The organism is Mesorhizobium sp. M0833 (assembly GCF_040319905.1).
Lineage (GTDB): Bacteria > Pseudomonadota > Alphaproteobacteria > Rhizobiales > Rhizobiaceae > Mesorhizobium.
Genome location: NZ_JAMYOQ010000005.1, coordinates 197801 through 216807, shown reverse-complemented (window position 1 = coordinate 216807; position 19007 = coordinate 197801). Strand labels below are relative to the sequence as shown.

Here is a 19007-nt window from a genome sequence, read left to right as displayed (position 1 = left end):
GAAGGTATAGTCTGCGTCTCGCTGTCAGGTGCGGAGGCGAAAATGAATTTGCTTCGGATTGCGCTCTTGTGCACGGCCATGATCGACCTTGGAATGCCAGCCGTTCGCGCCGAGGATCGGCCTGTGCCGCCGAACAATAATGCCGCAACAGCGCAGCCGCCCGTTCATTGTGAAGGCCAAAATTGTCTCCCGCCGGCGCAAGATCCCGTGCAGGAATGCACTGGTCAGGATTGCACGCCAGCTCCGCCGACTGAACCGGGCCCGGAGATCAAGCAGGCCGACTGAGCAGCATTAGCTGACGATCCCCTTTTTGGCATGGGCAGCGCTCACGTCTCGCGACCTTCCGACGACCGGCGCCGGTTATTGTCGGACGGCTGTGAGCGCACCGCGCCCGCGAGGTCGCCTGAGGCGGGCCGTGCATTGGATTGATGGCGCGCCCGAAGAGATTCGAACTCCTGACCCCCAGATTCGTAGTCTGGTGCTCTATCCAGCTGAGCTACGGGCGCGCAACAGGCCATGCTTGGCATAGCCCCGCGATCCGATCCTGGCGACCGGCCGCGATGTGAGCTGTTCCCTAGCGACTGAATTTGCGAAAAGCAAGCCGATCCTGGCCAAAAGTTTTGCAGTCATGCTTTGCCCTCATGCGCCGGCAGGCGAAGGCAAGACCGCGTCACGCAGCGGCCGAGCCGACAAGTCGTGGTCTTGGATCGGTCATTCGTAACGAAACGAGCCGTTGCACGGCGGCCGAGCCGATGGCTCGTAGTCTCGGACCAACCCTTTGTGAATTGAAACGATCCGTAACGAAACGGTTCGTTACGCCGGGCGGCGCAGCCCGTTGCGGGCCTGGTCGAGCCGGACCGGCTGGTCGGGAATGGTGACCGCGAATGTGGTGCGGCCGCCGATCGATTCGACCAGCTCCACCGTGCCGCCATGGGCGCGGATCAATTCATGGGCGATCGCCAGGCCAAGGCCGGTGCCGCCGCTGCGGGCCGAGCCGCGAAATGCCGCGAACAGGTTTTCTCGCGCCTTTGGCGGCAGGCCGGGGCCGGTGTCGGTGACGACGATGCGGCTGACGCTGCCGATGCGCTCGGCCGATATGGTCAGGCGGCGCACCACGGCGCTCTCGGTGTCCGCCGCCATCGCCTGCACGGCGTTGCGGCTAAGATTGGTGAGCACGCGGAACAGCTGGTCGGAATCGGCATCGACCTCGAGCACCGGATCGACGGCATTGACGAATTCGATGCCGCATTCGATGTCGAGCAGGCCCTGGACGTCCTCGACCAGCTGGCGCAGCCGCAGCCTGCGGCGCGACGGCGGCGGCTCCTGGGTGCGGCCATAGGCCAGCACGCCCTCCGAATAGGACACCGCACGGTCGAGCGCGCGCAGCAGTTTTGGCGCGAAGGCCTGCACGGTCGGGTCCTTGACCTGGCGCAGGCGGTCCGACATCAGCTGCGCCGAGGCGAGGATGTTGCGCATGTCGTGGTTGATCTTCGACACGGCCAGGCCGAGATCGGCCAGGTGCTTCTGCTCGGTCAGCATCTTCTGCAGCCGCTCCTGCATCTGCGACAGTTCGCGTTCGGCGACGCCGATCTCGTCGGCCCGGGCGGCGGGGTGAATGATGCGGCCGGGATCGTCGGGCGCCTCGGAAAAGGACAGCATCGAGCGTGTCATCGTCCTGATCGGGCCGATCATGATCAGGTCTATCGCGGCATAGACCAGCATGGCGGTGAACAGCGAGATCAGCAGCGAGACGAAGGCGACGTTGCGCGAATAGATCAGCATGGCATTGCGCAGGCGGTGGTCGGGCATGATCAGCTCGAATTCCTTGTCGCTGTCGCCAACCGGCCCGAAAACGCGCAGCATCCGCTTGCCGCCGAAAAACAGCGTGTCCAGCGCGCCGGTCATGCCCTTGATCATGCCGACATTGGCGATATCGATATGCTCGTCGACCTGCGGCGGCATTTCGGCCACGACCAGAAGCCGCGAGACGCCGCCGTCGCGCACGGCGATCGCCTTGGCGCCGATCGCCATCAGTACGTCGTTCTGGGCGGCACGCGACAGCGAGGCAGGTTCGCCCTGCACCAGGACGATGGAAACCGCGGCGGCGGTGCTCAGCCTCTCCTTCAGCCAGCTCAGCCTGTAGCTGGCGATCCAGGGCACGAAGATGAGGATTTCGGCCAAGAGCACGAAAACGATGGTGAGCAGCAGCAGCTTGGTCGACAGGCCGCGCGCCAGCGGCACCCTGCGGGTGGCGGCCTTCGCCTGGGCGATGCTTTCGTCGGTTGCTGGGACTTCACTCATGCTCGTCGTCACGGCTGTTTGTCATCACGGCTGCTTGTCTTAAGGACTGCTCGTCTTCACGATCGCTTGATCGGGCAAGATTAGGCGATTGCGGCTTTTTTGCCAAATTCATCCTTGGTCGAAGCCGGACAAAGGGCCGCAAGGACCTCCCTGCCAGTCCGACAACGCCGGCCCGACAGGCTGGATTGACTTCCAAAACCCTTCTTTCTATAAGCCCGCTCACGCTCGGGCCATTCGTCCCGGCGCGGTTTCGATCGCGCCAAAACCGGCCCGGCAAAGCTCCTGTTACAAAGTGACAGAATCAAGAAGGGCCGCACCCCGCGGTATTTAAACAAATGAAGCGTACTTACCAGCCGTCCAAACTCGTCCGCAAACGCAGGCACGGTTTCCGCGCCCGCATGGCAACCAAAGGTGGCCGCGGCGTCGTCGCAGCCCGCCGCAACCGCGGCCGCAAGCGTCTCAGCGCCTGAGCACCAAGCGAGAGACAAGATCGTTGCCCGCAACCGGCAAGCCAACGGGTGCCCATCCCAAGCGGCTTCTGAAGCGCGCGGAATTCCTGGCCGTCCGTCGTGGCGAAAAGCGCCGCGGGCGGCTTTTCCTCGTCGAGGTCCTGGGCCGCGGCGACAGCGAGGCGCCGCGCGTCGGCTATACCGTCACCAAGAAGGTCGGCAACGCCGTCGTTCGCAACCGCATCCGGCGGCGGCTCAGAGAGGCCGTGCGCACGCATGCCGCGGATGACATGGTGCCCGGCAATGATTATGTCATCGTCGGGCGCGAAGACGTGCTTACGACTCCGTTCGGCCAGTTGAAGGCCGAACTCTCCCGCAGATTGCGTGGAACACGATAGGCCAAGGGCTTCGATGGAAAACAACCGCAACTTCTTCATCACCATCGCACTGTCGGTGCTGATCCTGGCGCTTTGGCAATATTTCTACGTGATGCCGCGCAGCGAGATGCAGCGCGAAGCCGCCCGCATCGAAGAACAGCGCGTGGCGGAGCAGAAGAAGGCTGCCCAAGGCACCGCTCCCGGCGCGAGCGAAACGCCGGTGCAGCCGGGCGCCATTCCGAACGCGCCCGGCGGCGACGCGGTGACGCCGGCCGGCCGCGAGCAGGCGATTGCCTCGACCAAGCGCGTCAAGATCGACACGCCGAGCCTCGAAGGCTCGATCAACCTCACCGGCGCGCGCCTCGACGATCTCCGGCTCAAGCATTACAGGGAGACGGTCGACAAGACCTCGCCCGAGATTGCGTTGCTCAACCCGGCGTCCCTGCCAAACGGCTATTTCGCCGAGATCGGCTTTTCCGGCACGCCGGATGTGGGCAGGCTGCCCGGCCCCGACACGGTCTGGCAGACCGACGGCAATGCGACGCTGACACCAGCGACGCCGGTCACGCTGACCTTCACCAACGACAAGGGCCTTGTTTTCAAGCGCACCTTCTCGGTCGACAGCCAATATATGTTCACCGTGTCCGACACGGTCCAGAACGGCGGCTCGGCACCCGCGACGTTGTCGAACTATGGCCGCGTCACCCGCTTCGACAAGCCGGCTATCGCCAGCACCTATGTGCTGCACGAGGGCCTGATCGGCGTTACCGGAAGCGAGGGCCTGCAGGAATACAAATACTCCAGCGTCGAATCGGACAAGGAGTACAAACCAGGCAAGTCGAGCGACGGCTGGCTCGGCATCACCGATAAATACTGGGCGGTGACCCTGGTGCCGCCGAGCGGCCGCGAATTTCAGCCCAAATTCTCTTATTTCGAGTTCAAAAGCGGACCCCACCCGCATAGCTACCAGTCCGATTTCCTGTCCGATCCGGTCACAATCGCTCCAGGGCAATCGACGACCGTGGAGTCGGAGATATTCGCCGGCGCCAAGGAAGTTTCGACGATCAACGCCTATGAAAAGGACCGTCATATTCGCCAGTTCGACCTGCTGATCGACTGGGGCTGGTTCTATTTCATCACCAAGCCGATGTTCTGGCTGATCGACACGCTCTACAAATTCTTCGGCAATTTCGGCCTGGCGATCCTCGCCACCACCGTCATCGTCAAAGCCATCTTCTTCCCGCTCGCCAACAAGTCCTATGCGTCGATGGCGAACATGAAGAAGGTGCAGCCCAAGATGCTCGAGATCCGCGAGAAATACGCGGACGACAAGATGAAGCAGCAGCAGGCGATGATGGAGCTCTACAAGACCGAGAAGATCAATCCGCTCGCCGGCTGCTGGCCGGTGGCGTTGCAGATCCCGGTCTTCTTCTCGCTCTACAAGGTGCTCTACATCACCATCGAGATGCGGCACGCGCCGTTCTTCGGCTGGATCCAGGACCTGGCGGCGCCGGACCCGACATCGATCTTCAACCTGTTCGGGCTGATCCCGATCACCTTGCCGCACATGCTGATGATCGGCGTCTGGCCGCTGATCATGGGCGTGACGATGTTCCTGCAGATGCGCATGAACCCGACGCCGCCGGACCCGACGCAGGCGGCGATCTTCACCTGGATGCCCGTGATCTTCACCTTCATGATGGCGGGTTTTCCGGCCGGTCTCGTTATCTACTGGGCCTGGAACAACACGCTGTCGATCCTCCAGCAGGGCGTGATCATGAAGCGGCAGGGCGCCAAGATCGAATTGTGGGACAATCTGGTCGCGCTGTTCCGCAAGAAACCGTCGCCGGCGGAATAGCCGGCGCTCCGATGATGCGACATCACAAAGCCCCGGTTCGTCCGGGGCTTTTTGCACAGGCTGGCGGTCTGGATTAAGCGATTGGTACTGCCGGGCGGATCGCGCTATTTTGACCGGGCTGGCAGTTGCCCGACGGAGCTCGATATGACCGGACCCAATCCATCGATCAAGCATCCGATCCCGTTGCACACGCGCATCGGCTTTCTTAAACCGCTGGTGACGGCGCCGAACATCGAGATCGGCGATTTCACCTACTATGACGATCCTGACGGGCCCGACAAATTCGCCGAAAAATGCGTGCTGCATCATTACCCGTTCATCGGCGACAGGCTGATCATCGGCAAGTACTGCGCCATTGCCGAAGGCGCGCGTTTCATCATGAACGGCGCCAATCACGCCATGTCCGGCTTTTCGACCTATCCGTTCAACATCTTCGGTCACGGCTGGGAGGAGGGTTTCGACCCGGCGACATGGTCGAAGGAGGTGCGTGGCGACACAATCGTCGGCCACGACGTCTGGATCGGCATGGAAGCGGTGATGCTGCCTGGCGTGAAGATCGGCGACGGCGCCATTGTCGCGGCAAAGTCGGTGGTGACGCACGATGTGCCGGCCTATGCGATCGTCGCCGGCAATCCGGCCAAGGTGGTGAAGATGCGCTTCGACGACAGGACCATCCGGCGGCTGCTGGCGCTGGCGTGGTGGCACTGGCCGGTGGAAAAGATCAGCCGCAATCTCGATGCCATTCGTGGCAGCAACATTTTTCTTCTGGAGGCAGCGGTTTGAACGCGTTGAACAAGACCACGATTGGCATCGAATTGTTCACGCGAGCCTGGATATTCATCCGCGGCGTGCCGGCGATGAAATTCCTGCCGCCGGAGGGTCCGCCCGAGATCGCCTTTGCCGGCCGCTCCAATGTCGGCAAATCGTCGCTGATCAACGCGCTGGTCAACCAGAAGGGGCTGGCGCGCACCTCCAACACACCGGGCCGCACGCAAGAACTCAACTATTTCGTGCCGGGCGGATTTTCGGGAGAAGGCGCCGACCTGCCGCCGATGGCCCTGGTCGACATGCCGGGCTATGGCTACGCCACGGCGCCGAAGGAAAAGGTCGACGAGTGGACGAAGCTCGTGTTCGACTATCTGAAGGGCCGGGTGACGCTGAAGCGCGTCTACGTGCTGATCGATGCCCGCCATGGCATCAAGGCCAAGGACGACGAGGTGCTGTCGCTGCTCGACAAGGCGGCGGTGTCGTATCAGATCGTGCTGACCAAGACCGACAAGATCAAGGCGGCGGGGGTACCGCGACTGGTCGAGGAAACGCTGCAGAAGATCAAGAAACGCCCGGCGGCATTTCCCTTCGTGCTCGCCACGTCGTCGGAAAAGAGCGAGGGCCTCGAGGAACTGCGTGCGGCGATCGTGCTCGCCGCCAATGGCGGATAGGCAACGGACTCCGACGGCTGCTCAGGCGGGGCTGGAGGCCCGTTCCTGCTCTGCAAGCTGTTCTGTGCCGTAGGCCTTCAGGAACACGTCGACGCCCGATCTGACGATATGTTCGATCTCGGCCACACTTGGCGCCTTGGTGCGATAGGCGAATATACACTGGCGGAAAAGACCGGCCAGGCACAGCTCGGTGAACTGATAGGCGGCAAGCTCGACGTCGTCGATCTTCAGCAGACCGCGTTCGATAGCCATGTTGAGGAAAACGACAACCCTGTCATGGCCGCGCTTCGGCCCGCGTTCGTAAAATCGCGCGCCAAGCTCCGGAATCCGTTCCGACGCACCGATCACCGTCCGCTGCGCCAGGATGACCCTAGCCGAAGTGATCTTCATGGATAGCACGATGCCGAACTTCACCAGCGTCTGGCGAAGGTCGCCGATCTGGTCGAGCACCTCATACATGTTCTTGAAGATCGTGCCGCGTTCTTCCTCGATCAGCGCTTCGAACAGCTCTTCCTTGTTGGCGAAGTAGACATAGATCGTGCCCTTGGACACGCCGGCCTCGCGCGTAATGTCGTTTATCGACGCGGCTTCGAAGCCCTTGTCGATGAAGACACGGCGCGCACCCTCGATGATCTGGCTGCGCTTGACCGGGTCTTGCCCCGCGGCCGGGCGGCCGCGCGGCAGACTGTCCAGCAGATCGCACTGCTCCTTGCCAGCGCTGGATAATGGGCCTGAATCAGACAAAGGAGCGGCCTTGGGGGCTTCGGCCATAATGTCACACCTCGTAAAATAATTCGAACCATCCGGTTCGATTGCTCTTGATATGGGCCTGTTTAAGCGCTAAGTCAACGTCGATATCGAACCGAACGGTTCAGTCTGACAACATTCAGCGCCAATTAATTTAGAGAGATATCATGTCCTCGAACGCGCCCACCAGTGCCGAAGTCCGCCCTTTCCCCAGCGCCAAGGTCCAACCTGCGATCGAAGCGCCGGAAGCCCCTCTCAAGCCCGCCGACATCACCCCGCTGGCTCCCGCCAAAAAGAAGCGCTCTATGCGCTCGATGTTGTTGCCCATCATCGGCTTGGCCCTGCTGGGCGCCGGCGCATGGTATGGCTATGACTACTGGACCGACGGGCGCTTCATGATCTCGACCGACGACGCCTATGTCCAGGCCGACACGGCGTTCATCTCGCCAAAAATCTCAGGCTATGTCGATCAGGTCAAAGTGACTGAGAACCAGCAGGTGAAGGCCGGCGACCCGCTGCTGATCGTCGATGACGGTGACTACAAGATAGCCGTTGCCCAGGCCGAGGCGCAGATCGCCACGTTGAGCAAGACGCTCGACCGCATCGATGCCCAGACCGAAGCCGCCCGCGCCTCGCTCAAGCAGGCGCAGGCGCAGAAGACCGCCGACCAGGCCGCGGCAGACAATGCGAAGCGGGTTCAGGTCCGCGCCGCCCAGTTGCTCAAGACCCGCGTCGGTACTCAGGCCCAGTTGGACGATGCCCAGACGGCGGTCGAGCAAGCCAATGCCGCTCTAGCCGGCGCCGACGCGCAGATCGCGGCGGCTCAGGCCAATATCGGCGTGCTCGAGGCGCAGCGGGCGGAATCGGCCAGCACGCTGGCCTCGCTGCAGCTTGCCCACGACAAGACGGTGCGGGATCTGTCTTTCACCGTGCTGCGCGCACCCTATGACGGCGTGGTCGGCAACCGCTCGGTCGAGCAGGGTGACCTGATCAGCCCCGGACAGAAGCTCGCCGTCATCGTGCCAATGGACAAGCTCTACATCGTCGCCAATTTCAAGGAGACGCAACTTGCCCGGCTAGTGCCTGGTGAAAAGGTCAGGGTGTCGGTCGACGCGATCGATGGCCAAGACTTCGAGGGTACCGTGTCGTCGCTGGCGCCGGCTTCGGGAGCAGTGTTCTCGCTGCTGCCGCCGGAGAACGCCACAGGCAATTTCACCAAGGTGGTGCAGCGCGTTCCGGTTCGCATCGACGTGCCCGCGGATGTGCTGAAGACGGGCAAACTGCGCGCCGGCCTGAGCGTCGTCGTCGTCGTCGACAGCCGCACGGCGCCTTCGGCATCGAAGTAAAGCGGAACCGGGAGCAAGGGTCATGGCGACCGCAACCATTACCGGATCGGTGTCGGCCATCCCGGCCCAGACAGATCACATGCCGATCCGCCGCGTCATCGCCTTCCTGGCGATGGTGTTCGGCATGTTCATGGCGATCCTGGACATCCAGATCGTCTCAGCCTCGCTGGCCGAGATCCAGGCGGGCTTAAGCGCCAGCTCGGACGAGATCCCGTGGGTGCAGACGGCCTATCTGATTGCCGAGGTCGTGATGATCCCGCTGTCCGGCTTCCTCAGCCGGATGCTGTCGACGCGCGTGCTGTTCACAATCTCGGCGGCGGGCTTCACCGCGGCCAGCGCGCTGGCGGCAACCGCAACCAATATCGACCAGATGATTGTTTACCGCGCCGTGCAGGGCTTCATCGGCGGCGGCATGATCCCGAGCGTCTTTGCAGCCGCCTTCACCATCTTCCCGCCGTCCCGCCGCGCCGTCGTCTCTCCGATGATCGGCCTGGTGGCGACGCTGGCGCCGACCATCGGCCCGACCGTCGGCGGCTATATCAGCCATGCCATGTCCTGGCACTGGCTGTTCCTGGTCAACGTCGTGCCCGGCATTCTGGTGACGACGGCCGCCTGGTCGCTGATCGACTTCGACAAACCCAATCTCAAGCTGTTCAGCAAGTTCGACTGGTGGGGGCTTGCCGGCATGGCCGCCTTCCTGGGCTGCATGGAATATGTGCTGGAGGAAGGTCCCAACAACGACTGGCTGCAGGATCAGGCGGTGTTCGTCTGCGCCGTCATCATGACCTTCGGCGCGGTGCTGTTCTTCTGGCGCGTGTTCACCGCCGAGGAGCCGATTGTCGATCTGAGGGCTTTCAGCAATATCAATTTTGCGTTCGGCTCGCTGTTCTCCTTCGTGGTCGGCATCGGCCTCTACGGTCTGACCTATCTTTATCCCGTGTTCCTGGGGCGCATCCGCGGCTACGATTCGATGATGATCGGCGAGGCGCTGTTCGTCAGCGGCCTGGCCATGTTCTTCACCGCGCCGATCTCCGGCATCTTGTCGAACAAGATGGACCCGCGCATCATGATGATGATCGGCTTCTTCGGCTTCGCCACGGGAACCTGGTGGATGACGCATCTCACCGCCGACTGGGATTTCTATGAACTGCTGATCCCGCAGATCCTGCGCGGCTGCTCGATGATGCTGTGCATGGTGCCGATCAACAACATTGCGCTCGGAACCTTGCCGCCGGAGCGGCTAAAGAATGCGTCTGGCCTGTTCAACCTGACCCGCAATCTCGGCGGCGCCGTCGGCCTGGCCGTCATCAACACCGTGCTGATCGACCGCAATGCCTTCCACTACGCCAGGCTCTCCGAGCACGTGCAATGGGGAAGTGCCGCTGCGCAACAGAAGCTGCAGAACATGACGCTCAACTTCGAGCAGACCGCCGGGCTCGACGCCTCCAAGGCGGCCATCTCCAAACTGTCAGGCATGGTCCAGCAGCAGGCGTCGCTGCTGTCGTTCATGGACGTATTCTTCATGCTGACGGTTTTGTTCGCGACGCTTGGGCTCTTCACCCTGGTGATCCGCAAGCCAGCCCCTCAGGGCGGCGGTGGCGGAGGCCATTGAGGCGCGCTGGATCCCCCGCCTGGCGCCCTCGCGCATGACCCCGAAAAGCGATTTTCGGGGTCATGCGCAAAATCAACCATTACGAAGTCTTGGAGCGGCGGACACTCCACCGCTCCAACTTTTTGTTTGAGCATCGGATTTTCCCAAAACCGCTTCGCACTTTTGGGTCCGATGCTCTAGAGCACGTCCTGTTTAATCAGGTTCATATCCTGCGGCTTTGAAGTAGTTGGCGCATTCGGCTGGGGTGAAGAGGTCGACGATCGCGCCGACCGCGTCCCAGAGAGCCTTGATGGTTTTCTCGGCCTTTGCTCGCAGCAGCGCCTTGAGTTTGGCGAAGGCGTTCTCAATCGGATTGAAGTCGGGACTGTAGGGCGGCAAGTAGAGCAGGCTCGCGCCTGCGGCCTCAATCGCGTCGCGCACGCCGGTGGCCTTGTGGGCGGGCAGGTTGTCCATAACGACTACGTCGCCCTCCGACAATGTAGGGACCAGCACCTGCTCGACATAGGCCAGGAACACGTTGCCGTTCATGGCGCCGTCGTAGACGAAGGGCGCAGTCATGCCCGTCAGCCGCAGCGCTCCGGTGAAGGTCGTGGTCTTCCAGTGGCCATGCGGCACGCCGGCCCGGCAGCGCTCGCCGCGCGGCGCTCTTCCACGCAGGCGGGCCATCTTTGTGGAGAGGCCGGTCTCATCGATGAACACGAGCTTCGCCGGATCAAGATCGAGCTGGCCGTCGAACCAGTCCCGGCGCCGCTTCAGGATGTCGAGGCGACCCTGCTCCAGTGCGTGCGCGGACTTTTTTTGAATGTCCAGCCGTGACCGCGAAGCCAGGCGCTCAAGGCGCTGCGGCTGATCCGCACTGACTGCTCGGCGACGAGCCGCTCCACCATCTCGTTCAGCGTGATGTCCTTGCGCTCCTCGATCAGCCCGACGATGAAGGCTTCATGCGCATCGAGGCTGGAGGCGCGGCGGCGGCCCTGCGGGCGTGGCGCCAGTTCGCCGATCTTCGCCCGCGCAATCCAGCGGATCGCGCTGGACACTCCCACGCCGAATCGCGCCGCCGCTTGCCGCGCCGACATGCCCTCGTCCGAAGCCTTCAAGACCCGCGACCGAAGATCACCGCTCAATGCTCTTCCCATCGTCCACCTCCATCGAGGTGGATGTTGAATCAGCACAAAACGCAGCCGTCACATCACAATCGATTCATCGATCACAGGACGTGCTCTAGCGCGCTCCGACAAAGTAAGGGGCGCGGCCATCCTCACGCCGTCGCCGGCTTGAAGGTCAAGGCGACGCCATTGATGCAGTGCCGCAACCCGGTCGGCGGCGGACCGTCGTCGAAGACGTGACCGAGATGGCCGCCGCAGCGGCGACAATGGACCTCGGTGCGGGTCATGCCCAACGACCTGTCCACGGTCTTGCCGATGGAATTCGGGATTTCCTGCCAGAAGCTCGGCCAGCCTGTGCCGGAATCGAACTTGGTCTCAGACGAATAGACCGGCAGGCCGCAGCCGGCGCAAGCGAAGATGCCTTTGCGGTGCTCGTTGAGCAGCGGACTGGTGCCCGGATATTCGGTGCCCTCCTTGCGCAGCACATTGAAGGCCGCGTCGGACAGGATGGCGCGCCACTCGGCCTCGGTCTTGGTAACCTCGAATGTCTCGGCCGCGCGTGCATCCTGGGCTCCGCCCATGCGCAGCGCGGTGGCGCCTGCGACAACGCCAATGGCTGCCGCACCACTCAAAAGAAGCTCGCGACGGTTCATGGCCATTCCTCCTGTTACTGCTTGTGCCAAATTCGACCGCCACACGGAAATCAAAAGCCGGTGACGATCGCTGTCCTCAAAGCGGGACTCCGCGCCTATCCATCTTGCGTGAACGGCGCGGAGTGTGCGCAGGGAGGCCCCTGGGGATATCTTCGCCGGCAGCGTGCGTTTGTTACATCTTCGGCAGGAGAACCTTATCGACGACGTGGATGACGCCGTTGGACTGTTCGACATCGGCGATCGTCACATTGGCGACGTTGCCGTTTTCGTCGGTCACGGTGACCTTGCCGCCGTCGGTCTTGAGCGACAGTTCGCAACCACCGACCGTCTTGACCTTGTGCGTGCCGCCGTCGTGCTTGACCATCTTGGCGACGTCGGCGGCCATCGCTTTGGCGCCGATGACATGGCAGGTCAGGATCTTGACCAGCCTGTCCTTGTTTTCAGGCTTGAGCAGCGTCTCCACCGTGCCGGCTGGAAGTGCCGCAAAGGCCTCGTTGGTCGGCGCGAACACGGTGAAGGGGCCGGCGCCTTGCAGCGTATCGACCAGGCCGCCCGCCTTGACGGCAGCGACCAGCGTCGTGTGGTCCTTCGAGTTGACCGCATTTTCGACGATGTTTTTCTGGGCATACATGGCGGCGCCGCCGACCATTGGATTTTGGGCATAGGCAATGGTGGCGAGCGCAGAAATGGCGACCGTGCCGGCAAGCAAAAGGGTGGCGAATTTACGCATAATTTCAATCTCCTCGGGTTATCATTCCCCTCATTCGGGAACGCAAGGAGATACGCGATGGAAAATCCTGAGTTTCGTCCTCTCCGCAAAAAATTGTGCCACTGAAATTTTCCCGGCGCGGATCGACAACCACCAACAAGCTTTGCAGGCGTTTAAATCGCGGAAGATAGATTTTCAGGTCTGCTTCCGGGAGATGAGAAGCGGTCAGATGCTCTTCAGATCGCCCGCTGCGACCACCGGTCCAGTCGGCTGGCCGGTCGGTGAACCGCCGGCAGGCTCAACGCTGACCGCAAGCACGGCGCCTTGCGCCAACTTCTCCTGAACGGCGGGCGGGATGGCCAAATGCGCGGTCGCACCGGCCGGGATGACGCCCATCGACACCGGCGCCTTCTTGCCTTCGATCATCCACAATTCGAAGTCCTTGCCGGCGGCCCGCTCGCCGGAAACGTGGGAAAGACCGACCTCGTGACGGGCGGCATCGTAGACAACGAGATATTTGACGTCGCTGCCTTCGGCCGCCAGCGAGGCGACAAGCCGCGTCTGCGGCGGTTCGGTGGGCGGGCGGAAGTAAGGCACGGCGATGTAGATCGCCAGCGCCGCAACGGCGGCAGCGGCGAGACCGCGCCAGAAGCCAAGGCTCGACCAGAGGCCGGCGCGCGGCTCTGCAGCGAACAGCCGGCGGTCCAATGCTTCCTTGACCCTGATCGGAGGCTCTGTCTCCGGATAGGCGGCGGCCATCGGCGAAAGATGCGCCTCCCAGCTATCGACAAGGCGCGCGAAGGCGGCGTCCGCATCGATGCGGCGCGACGCGATCTCGCGTTCATCGGCGGCCAGAACGCCAAGAACGTATTCGGCGGCGAACAGGCCATCGCCCCCACGTTCCGGTCCATTGTCGTCAGCCAGCGTCATCTTTCCAGGCATTCTCTCAGTTTCAACAGGCTGCGACGCAGCCAGGTCCGCATCGTGTTCAGCGGTACGCCATAGCGCTCCGCCAGCTCGGCATAGCTTTTGCCGTCCAGATACGCGCCCCGGACGGCCGCCGCCCGGTCCTTCTCCAACTCCTCGAGACAATGGTAGATGCGTCCGGACTCACCGCCCGCCACGGCCATGGCCTCCGGCCCCGGCGCCGGATCGGCCACGTCGAGCGCGGCATCGATATAGGCGGCAGGCTCTCGCCGCGCCCTGATCCGATCGATCGCATGATTGCGCGCAATGGCCACCAGCCAGGAGATCGGGCTCAGATCCGAAACGGCAAAACGGTCCGCCTTCGTCCATATTTTGACGAAGATCTCTTGAAGCGCCTCTTCTGCATCTCCCCGATCCTTCAATACACGAAGGCAGACGCCGAAAAGTTTCGCGCTGGTCTGCCGGTAGAGCAGATCGAACGCAGCCCGGTCCTTCATCGAAGTCCGGACAATCAGGTTGCTGATGTCCTGCGGCGTCATCGGCCGCCAAATTAGGCGATTGCAATGTGTTTGCAACGACTGAAATGGTCTTGCGCACCGGCAGCGCCAGCCTCGATTGCCAATGGAATCGCCTCCCGCTAGCTTGCCATCAGCGGGAGGGTGACCATGTCGATCGAGCGGGTTCTGTGGGAGCATGACGCAACCGGCCAGGCCGCACTCGTGCACAAGGGAGAGCTCACACCGCAAGATCTCGTCGATGCGGCGATCGCCCGGGCCGAGGCCAACCGGCCGGAGATCAATGCCATTGCCGAACCGCTTTTTGAGGCGGCGCGGGCGCGAGCGAAAACCGTCGACCACAAGCTGCCGCTTGCCGGAGTGCCCTTTGCGCTGAAGGACCTCGGAATCGCCATGAAGGGCGTGCCGACGCATGGCGGTAGCCGCATCCCAGCTTTCACCCCCGATTTCAACTCGGTCATGACGGAACGCTATCTGGCCGCCGGCCTGATCCCGATCGCCACCAGCACCGCACCCGAACACGGACTGAGGCTGGTGACCGAGTCGGTGGCTTACGGCGTCACCCGCAATCCATGGGACACCGCGCACACGACCGGCGGTTCCTCGGGCGGTGCGGCTGCCCTGGTCGCGGCCGGCGTCGTGCCGGTGGCGCACGCCTCGGACGGCGGCGGCTCGATCAGGGTGCCTGCCGCTTGTACCGGGCTGGTCGGGCTGAAAACCTCGCGCGGCCGCGTGCCCTTGACACCGCTCGTCACCGAAAGCTGGTACGGCTTCGTCGTCGACCATGCGTTGGCCCGCTCAGTGCGCGATACGGCGCTGCTGCTCGACCTGACCCACGGGGCTGACCCGCTGTCGCCCTACGCGGCACCGTCGCCGACCGGCAGTTTTGCTGCGGCGGCCGGGCGCGATCCGGGCAAGCTCAACCTCGCCTTCTATCGAAAATCGCCGCTCGGCCTGCCGATATCGGAAGAGACGTTGAAAGCTCTGGATGCGGCGATCGCGCTGGCGCGCGAAGGCGGGCACAGCGTCGAGGAGATCGACCTGCCCTATATCGATCGCGATTTCATCGCCGATTTCGCCAGAACCGTCGCCGCGGCGGTGGCCGGCACGATGCGGGGCGAGGCCTTGCGCGTCGGCCGCTCCATCTCAGGCGATATCGAACGCGCTACGCGCGTGATGAGCCGGTTCGGTGAAATCCTCTCGGCCGGCGAAATCTACGCCGGCCTGCAGCGGCTGCACGCCGCCTCGCGCCGGCTTATCACCGAAACCGCGCACTATGATGCGGTGCTGATGCCTGTCATCGCGCACCCGCCGCTCGCCTGCGGCACCATGGACCCGAAAGGCGTCGACGAATTCATCGAGAATGTCCTGGACAGGCTGCGCCTCGCCGGCCTGCTGAAGTTCAAGCCGCTATTCGGCCAGCTGATGGACAAGAGCCTCTGGTTCACCCACTGGCCGGCGATCCAGAACGTCAGCGGGCAACCGTCGATCACGCTTCCGGTCTACGTCACCGATACCGGCCTGCCGCTCGGCGTCCAGGCCGCCGGCCGCCCCGGCGACGAGGAAACGCTTCTGTCGTTCGCCGCGCAGATGGAAAAGATCTCGGGCTGGCTGGGACGGCGGGCGCCGCTGCAGGTGCCGGCATAGACCATGATCCCGAAAGGTGGGAACCGGTTTTCGGACAAGATCATGGTCAAACAAATAGTAGTACCGATTTGATCGATCGTGACAGCAAAGCCGTTTGCCCCCTCGTCCAATTCCCGCTAAGACGCCGCCGTTCATGCCAAGCTGGGAACCACGCCGATGACGGATGTCGCCGCCACCGCCGAAATGCAGGCCGCGCTGCTTTCAAGGGCGCTGCCCTATATGCAGCGCTACGAGAACAAGACGGTCGTGGTGAAATATGGCGGCCACGCGATGGGCGACATCGCGCTCGGCAAGGCCTTCGCCCGCGACATCGCACTGCTCAAGCAATCCGGCGTCAACCCGATCGTCGTGCATGGCGGTGGGCCGCAGATCGGCGCCATGCTCAGCAAGATGGGCATCGAATCCAAATTCGAGGGCGGCTTGCGCGTCACCGACCAGAAGACCGTCGAGATTGTCGAGATGGTGCTGGCCGGGTCGATCAACAAGGAGATCGTCGCGCTGATCAATGCCGAGGGCGAGTGGGCGATCGGCCTGTGCGGCAAGGACGGCAACATGGTGTTTGCCGAAAAAGCGCGCAAGACCATGATCGATCCGGATTCCAACATCGAGCGGGTACTCGACCTGGGCTTCGTTGGTGAGCCTGTCGAGGTCGACCGCACATTGCTCGACCTCCTGGCGCGGTCCGAAATGATCCCGGTGCTGGCGCCGGTAGCGCCCGGCCGCGACGGCCATACCTACAACATCAACGCCGACACTTTTGCCGGCGCCATCGCCGGCGCCTGCCAGGCGACGCGCCTGCTGTTCCTTACCGACGTGCCCGGCGTGCTCGACAAGGACAAGAAGCTGATCGACGAGCTGACCGTGGCCGAGGCCAAGGCCCTGATCAAGGACGGCACGGTCTCGGGCGGCATGATCCCCAAAGTCGAGACCTGCATCGAGGCAATCGAGCGCGGCGTCGCAGGCGTCGTCATCCTTAACGGCAAGACGCCGCATGCGGTGCTGCTCGAGCTGTTCACCGAACACGGCGCCGGCACGCTAATCGTGCCGTGAGGCCGGGTGTCTGAGGGGCTCAAGCGTTTGGCGAAATAGCGGTCACGGACTGACGCGGCAGGCGTTCGACAACCATCGATTCCTCGTCCTCGTCTTGCGGCGAGCCCCAGAATTCGGCGAGCGTCGGGCCATGTTTCAGGCGGCGGTCGCGGACCAGAAAGCCCCAGACTTCGCGGAACCAGACGCGGCGGCCCATTTTGGTGTACCAGCGCATCGAATGCCGTTGCTCCGGATCCTTGTGGAACAGGATACGCGCCAACGCCTTGGGCCGCGACTGCACCGCCAGTTCGATCAGCTTGACGGCGAAGAACAACATCCACGGCTTGAGGCGGGTCATCTGCAGCACCTGATGCTTGTAGTCCCACAGGCGGGCGTCCAGCTGGATCACCTTGCGGTCCTTGGCAATCCTGAAGAACGGCGTCCAGCGATGCGGCGTCACATAGAGCGCCTGGATCTGGTCGGGGTCATAAGCGATCAGTTGGCGGAAGCCGCGCCAGAGGTCGCGCAAGCTTTCGTCCTCGAAACCGGCCACCCAGGTCGCCATCGACAAGATGCCGTTGAGGCGCAGCAGCCGTATCGCCTCGCGGTCGGATGAGGTGCTGCCGCCCTTGCGGATCAATGCAAGCGTCTGCTCGTCGGTATTTTCCATGCCAAGCAGCCAGCGAATGACGCCGGCCTGGCGATAAAGATGCAGGCTGTCGGCGTCGCGGACGATGTCGTCGGCGCGGGTGGAGCCGACGATCAGCACCGGCACATTCTCGGCGATCATCGCGTCGAGAAAGGCGAGCCAGGCCTTTTTGGACGACGTCGGGTTCTCGTCGGCAAGGTTGATCAGCTCGACGCCGTGCTCGCGGTAGAGCCAGGCAATCTCCCGCGCGAACTTCATGGGGTCGCGGTGCCGCCAGCGCGTCCAGAAGCCGCGCTGGCCGCAATAGTTGCACAGATGCGGACAGCCTCGCGAGAACTGCATGACCACCGCGCGCTTGCCTCCCCAATAGCTGTAGCGACTGAAGTCGATCAGTTCCCAGCCGATGCGGTAGTCGTCTAGGTTGATGATCGTTCTTGCCGGCCGGGTTGCAAAGGGCTGGCGCAAATCGTCAGGAAAGGCGATGCCCGCCACATCCGACAGCGGCTTGCGTTTCTCAAGCGCTTCGACCAGCGCGACGATGGTCGCCTCGCCCTCGCCGCGCACGATGAAGTCGAAAACATTCGTTTCAGCCAGTATGTCGCGCCAATGATAGGTCGGAAACACGCCGCCATAGATCAGGATTGTCGCTGGCTGGATGTCCTTGACCATGCCGGCGATCAGCAGGGCTGTCGGATGCGCAGAGGTCGAGCCGGAATGGCCGATCAGAATGCAGTCGGGATGGTCGCTCAAGGCGTCCCGGACCAGCGTGGCAAGCGCCATCGGCCCGAATTCGGCGTCCACAAGCCGCACTTGATGTCCCGCGTCGATCAGCGGACCGCCCAGTGCCAGCAAACCGAGCGGCGGCAGATGGTCGTCCGGCACACGGCTGCCGATGGCGGTATGCGGCGGGTTGATCAGGACGATTTTCATGGCGGGCCTTATGCGATGGCGGTCCGCATGTCGTAGTCGGCGATCTAGTTCCGGAGATTGGCTCGCTTCAGCAATTTGTGTGCAGCTTTTCCGCAGAAATGCCTATCGTCTGAGATGTGCCAGCGGCACATGGCCGGGTCCCTTGATGTTCTGCAGCACAAGCTGCGTGTGGACGTCGCGCACGCCTTCGAGTCGCATCAGCCGGTGCATAACGAAGGCATTGAGTTGGTCGACCGACGGCACCATGACATGCAGCAGGAAATCGTAGTCTCCAGTCATCGTCCAGCACGACGACACCTCGTCCATGCGCTGCACGGCGGCGATAAAGGTTTCGGGCGAGCCGTCGCTGTGGGTCACGAGGCGCACCTGGATGAACACTTCGACCATCAGACCGACGGCGCGGCGGCTGAGTACCGCGGCGAAGCCTTTTATGATGCCCGCCTGCTGAAGAGCCTCGAAGCGCCGCGCGCAAGGTGTCGTCGACAGGCCAATCTGCTGCGCCAATTCCGATACCGGCTTGCGCCCGTCGCGCTGCAGGATGTCGAGCATCTTGATCTCGAATTCGTCAAATTGAGGCATTTTCACTCTCCCAAAGCTCGATCGTGGAGTCTTTTACCTCCAACCCTGCATTTGAGCCACCATCAAAGCTGATTTGCCTCGCGCGATCCGGCTAGAATTTCCGGCAATTCGCTGGTCATGATTTCCAGGGAGAG

The 19007-nt window shown here is 62.8% G+C and carries 19 protein-coding genes and 1 tRNA gene; 9 read left to right on the top strand and 11 right to left on the bottom strand.

Annotated features, from left to right (window positions below; all coding sequences use genetic code 11):
* Window positions 1-24: 24 nt before the first annotated feature.
* The 3 genes from NKH98_RS08610 to NKH98_RS08600 all read right to left on the bottom strand — a co-directional run bounded on the left by NKH98_RS08610 (window position 25) and on the right by NKH98_RS08600 (window position 2301).
* Complete coding sequence (locus NKH98_RS08610; protein ID WP_352897659.1) at window positions 25-180, bottom strand: hypothetical protein; 156 nt, start codon at window positions 178-180, stop codon at window positions 25-27.
* Window positions 181-429: 249 nt separating this feature from the next.
* Window positions 430-506: transfer RNA gene (locus NKH98_RS08605), tRNA-Arg, on the bottom strand.
* Between the two features lie 307 nt (window positions 507-813).
* Window positions 814-2301, bottom strand: a complete 1488-nt coding sequence (locus NKH98_RS08600; protein WP_023677495.1) for an ATP-binding protein — start codon at window positions 2299-2301, stop codon at window positions 814-816.
* Between the two features lie 335 nt (window positions 2302-2636).
* Here NKH98_RS08600 and rpmH point away from each other — a divergent pair, with 335 nt between their 5' ends.
* The 5 genes from rpmH (at window position 2637) to yihA (ending at window position 6424) form a co-directional block, all read left to right on the top strand.
* Window positions 2637-2771, top strand: coding sequence for a 50S ribosomal protein L34 (gene rpmH, locus NKH98_RS08595; protein WP_008833937.1), 135 nt, complete (start codon window positions 2637-2639; stop codon window positions 2769-2771).
* A 23-nt stretch (window positions 2772-2794) separates the two neighbouring features.
* Window positions 2795-3148: a ribonuclease P protein component gene (gene rnpA / locus NKH98_RS08590; protein WP_352897657.1), complete on the top strand. Its 354-nt coding sequence runs from the start codon at window positions 2795-2797 to the stop codon at window positions 3146-3148.
* A gap of 13 nt (window positions 3149-3161) precedes the next feature.
* On the top strand, window positions 3162-4985 hold the full coding sequence (yidC, locus tag NKH98_RS08585; protein ID WP_352897655.1) for a membrane protein insertase YidC: 1824 nt from the start codon (window positions 3162-3164) through the stop codon (window positions 4983-4985).
* A gap of 144 nt (window positions 4986-5129) precedes the next feature.
* Window positions 5130-5768, top strand: coding sequence for a CatB-related O-acetyltransferase (locus tag NKH98_RS08580; protein WP_352897653.1), 639 nt, complete (start codon window positions 5130-5132; stop codon window positions 5766-5768).
* Window positions 5765-6424 carry a ribosome biogenesis GTP-binding protein YihA/YsxC gene (gene yihA, locus NKH98_RS08575; RefSeq protein ID WP_352472343.1) on the top strand — a complete coding sequence of 220 codons (660 nt, stop codon included), beginning with the start codon at window positions 5765-5767 and terminating at the stop codon, window positions 6422-6424. The genes NKH98_RS08580 and yihA overlap by 4 nt, the downstream gene beginning before the upstream one ends.
* A 21-nt stretch (window positions 6425-6445) precedes the next feature.
* Here yihA and NKH98_RS08570 read toward each other — a convergent pair whose 3' ends face one another.
* Window positions 6446-7195 carry a TetR/AcrR family transcriptional regulator gene (locus NKH98_RS08570; RefSeq protein ID WP_352897652.1) on the bottom strand — a complete coding sequence of 250 codons (750 nt, stop codon included), beginning with the start codon at window positions 7193-7195 and terminating at the stop codon, window positions 6446-6448.
* Window positions 7196-7338: 143 nt separating this feature from the next.
* Here NKH98_RS08570 and NKH98_RS08565 point away from each other — a divergent pair, with 143 nt between their 5' ends.
* Window positions 7339-8517 carry an HlyD family secretion protein gene (locus NKH98_RS08565; RefSeq protein WP_352897651.1) on the top strand — a complete coding sequence of 393 codons (1179 nt, stop codon included), beginning with the start codon at window positions 7339-7341 and terminating at the stop codon, window positions 8515-8517.
* A 79-nt stretch (window positions 8518-8596) separates the two neighbouring features.
* Complete coding sequence (locus tag NKH98_RS08560) at window positions 8597-10129, top strand: DHA2 family efflux MFS transporter permease subunit (protein ID WP_352897706.1); 1533 nt, start codon at window positions 8597-8599, stop codon at window positions 10127-10129.
* Between the two features lie 192 nt (window positions 10130-10321).
* Here NKH98_RS08560 and NKH98_RS08555 read toward each other — a convergent pair.
* From NKH98_RS08555 to NKH98_RS08535, 5 genes are all read right to left on the bottom strand, one after another.
* A protein-coding gene (locus NKH98_RS08555; RefSeq protein WP_352897649.1) for an IS630 family transposase occupies window positions 10322-11265 on the bottom strand; the annotation gives its coding sequence in 2 pieces (ribosomal slippage) (window positions 10322-10929 and window positions 10929-11265; 945 coding nt in all).
* A gap of 122 nt (window positions 11266-11387) precedes the next feature.
* On the bottom strand, window positions 11388-11888 hold the full coding sequence (msrB, locus tag NKH98_RS08550; protein ID WP_352477048.1) for a peptide-methionine (R)-S-oxide reductase MsrB: 501 nt from the start codon (window positions 11886-11888) through the stop codon (window positions 11388-11390).
* Window positions 11889-12060: 172 nt separating this feature from the next.
* Window positions 12061-12618, bottom strand: coding sequence for a fasciclin domain-containing protein (locus NKH98_RS08545; RefSeq protein WP_352897648.1), 558 nt, complete (start codon window positions 12616-12618; stop codon window positions 12061-12063).
* A 204-nt stretch (window positions 12619-12822) separates the two neighbouring features.
* Window positions 12823-13527 carry an anti-sigma factor gene (locus NKH98_RS08540; RefSeq protein ID WP_352897705.1) on the bottom strand — a complete coding sequence of 235 codons (705 nt, stop codon included), beginning with the start codon at window positions 13525-13527 and terminating at the stop codon, window positions 12823-12825.
* Complete coding sequence (locus NKH98_RS08535) at window positions 13524-14063, bottom strand: sigma-70 family RNA polymerase sigma factor (RefSeq protein WP_352897646.1); 540 nt, start codon at window positions 14061-14063, stop codon at window positions 13524-13526. The genes NKH98_RS08540 and NKH98_RS08535 overlap by 4 nt, the downstream gene beginning before the upstream one ends.
* Window positions 14064-14189: 126 nt before the next feature.
* Between NKH98_RS08535 and NKH98_RS08530 the strand changes: the two genes are divergently transcribed.
* Together NKH98_RS08530 and argB are read left to right on the top strand one after the other, a co-directional pair.
* Complete coding sequence (locus NKH98_RS08530; RefSeq protein WP_352897644.1) at window positions 14190-15686, top strand: amidase; 1497 nt, start codon at window positions 14190-14192, stop codon at window positions 15684-15686.
* A 156-nt stretch (window positions 15687-15842) separates the two neighbouring features.
* Window positions 15843-16736: an acetylglutamate kinase gene (argB, locus tag NKH98_RS08525; protein WP_023677482.1), complete on the top strand. Its 894-nt coding sequence runs from the start codon at window positions 15843-15845 to the stop codon at window positions 16734-16736.
* A 19-nt stretch (window positions 16737-16755) separates the two neighbouring features.
* Here argB and bchE read toward each other — a convergent pair whose 3' ends face one another.
* Together bchE and NKH98_RS08515 are read right to left on the bottom strand one after the other, a co-directional pair.
* Complete coding sequence (gene bchE, locus NKH98_RS08520; RefSeq protein ID WP_352897642.1) at window positions 16756-18294, bottom strand: magnesium-protoporphyrin IX monomethyl ester anaerobic oxidative cyclase; 1539 nt, start codon at window positions 18292-18294, stop codon at window positions 16756-16758.
* Between the two features lie 102 nt (window positions 18295-18396).
* Window positions 18397-18873, bottom strand: coding sequence for an Lrp/AsnC family transcriptional regulator (locus NKH98_RS08515; RefSeq protein ID WP_352897641.1), 477 nt, complete (start codon window positions 18871-18873; stop codon window positions 18397-18399).
* Window positions 18874-19007: the final 134 nt, after the last annotated feature.

Bases quoted from the DNA above. Each gene is read 5' to 3' on its own strand.
- NKH98_RS08600 (WP_023677495.1), bottom strand. From the start codon at position 2,301: ATGAGTGAAGTCCCAGCAACCGACGAAAGCATCGCCCAGGCGAAGGCC.
- rpmH (WP_008833937.1), top strand. From the start codon at position 2,637: ATGAAGCGTACTTACCAGCCGTCCAAACTCGTCCGCAAACGCAGGCAC.
- yidC (WP_352897655.1), top strand. From the start codon at position 3,162: ATGGAAAACAACCGCAACTTCTTCATCACCATCGCACTGTCGGTGCTG.
- NKH98_RS08580 (WP_352897653.1), top strand. From the start codon at position 5,130: ATGACCGGACCCAATCCATCGATCAAGCATCCGATCCCGTTGCACACG.
- NKH98_RS08570 (WP_352897652.1), bottom strand. From the start codon at position 7,195: ATGGCCGAAGCCCCCAAGGCCGCTCCTTTGTCTGATTCAGGCCCATTA.
- NKH98_RS08565 (WP_352897651.1), top strand. From the start codon at position 7,339: ATGTCCTCGAACGCGCCCACCAGTGCCGAAGTCCGCCCTTTCCCCAGC.
- NKH98_RS08560 (WP_352897706.1), top strand. From the start codon at position 8,597: ATGCCGATCCGCCGCGTCATCGCCTTCCTGGCGATGGTGTTCGGCATG.
- msrB (WP_352477048.1), bottom strand. From the start codon at position 11,888: ATGAACCGTCGCGAGCTTCTTTTGAGTGGTGCGGCAGCCATTGGCGTT.
- NKH98_RS08545 (WP_352897648.1), bottom strand. From the start codon at position 12,618: ATGCGTAAATTCGCCACCCTTTTGCTTGCCGGCACGGTCGCCATTTCT.
- NKH98_RS08540 (WP_352897705.1), bottom strand. From the start codon at position 13,527: ATGACGCTGGCTGACGACAATGGACCGGAACGTGGGGGCGATGGCCTG.
- NKH98_RS08535 (WP_352897646.1), bottom strand. From the start codon at position 14,063: ATGACGCCGCAGGACATCAGCAACCTGATTGTCCGGACTTCGATGAAG.
- NKH98_RS08530 (WP_352897644.1), top strand. From the start codon at position 14,190: ATGTCGATCGAGCGGGTTCTGTGGGAGCATGACGCAACCGGCCAGGCC.
- argB (WP_023677482.1), top strand. From the start codon at position 15,843: ATGACGGATGTCGCCGCCACCGCCGAAATGCAGGCCGCGCTGCTTTCA.
- bchE (WP_352897642.1), bottom strand. From the start codon at position 18,294: ATGAAAATCGTCCTGATCAACCCGCCGCATACCGCCATCGGCAGCCGT.
- NKH98_RS08515 (WP_352897641.1), bottom strand. From the start codon at position 18,873: ATGCCTCAATTTGACGAATTCGAGATCAAGATGCTCGACATCCTGCAG.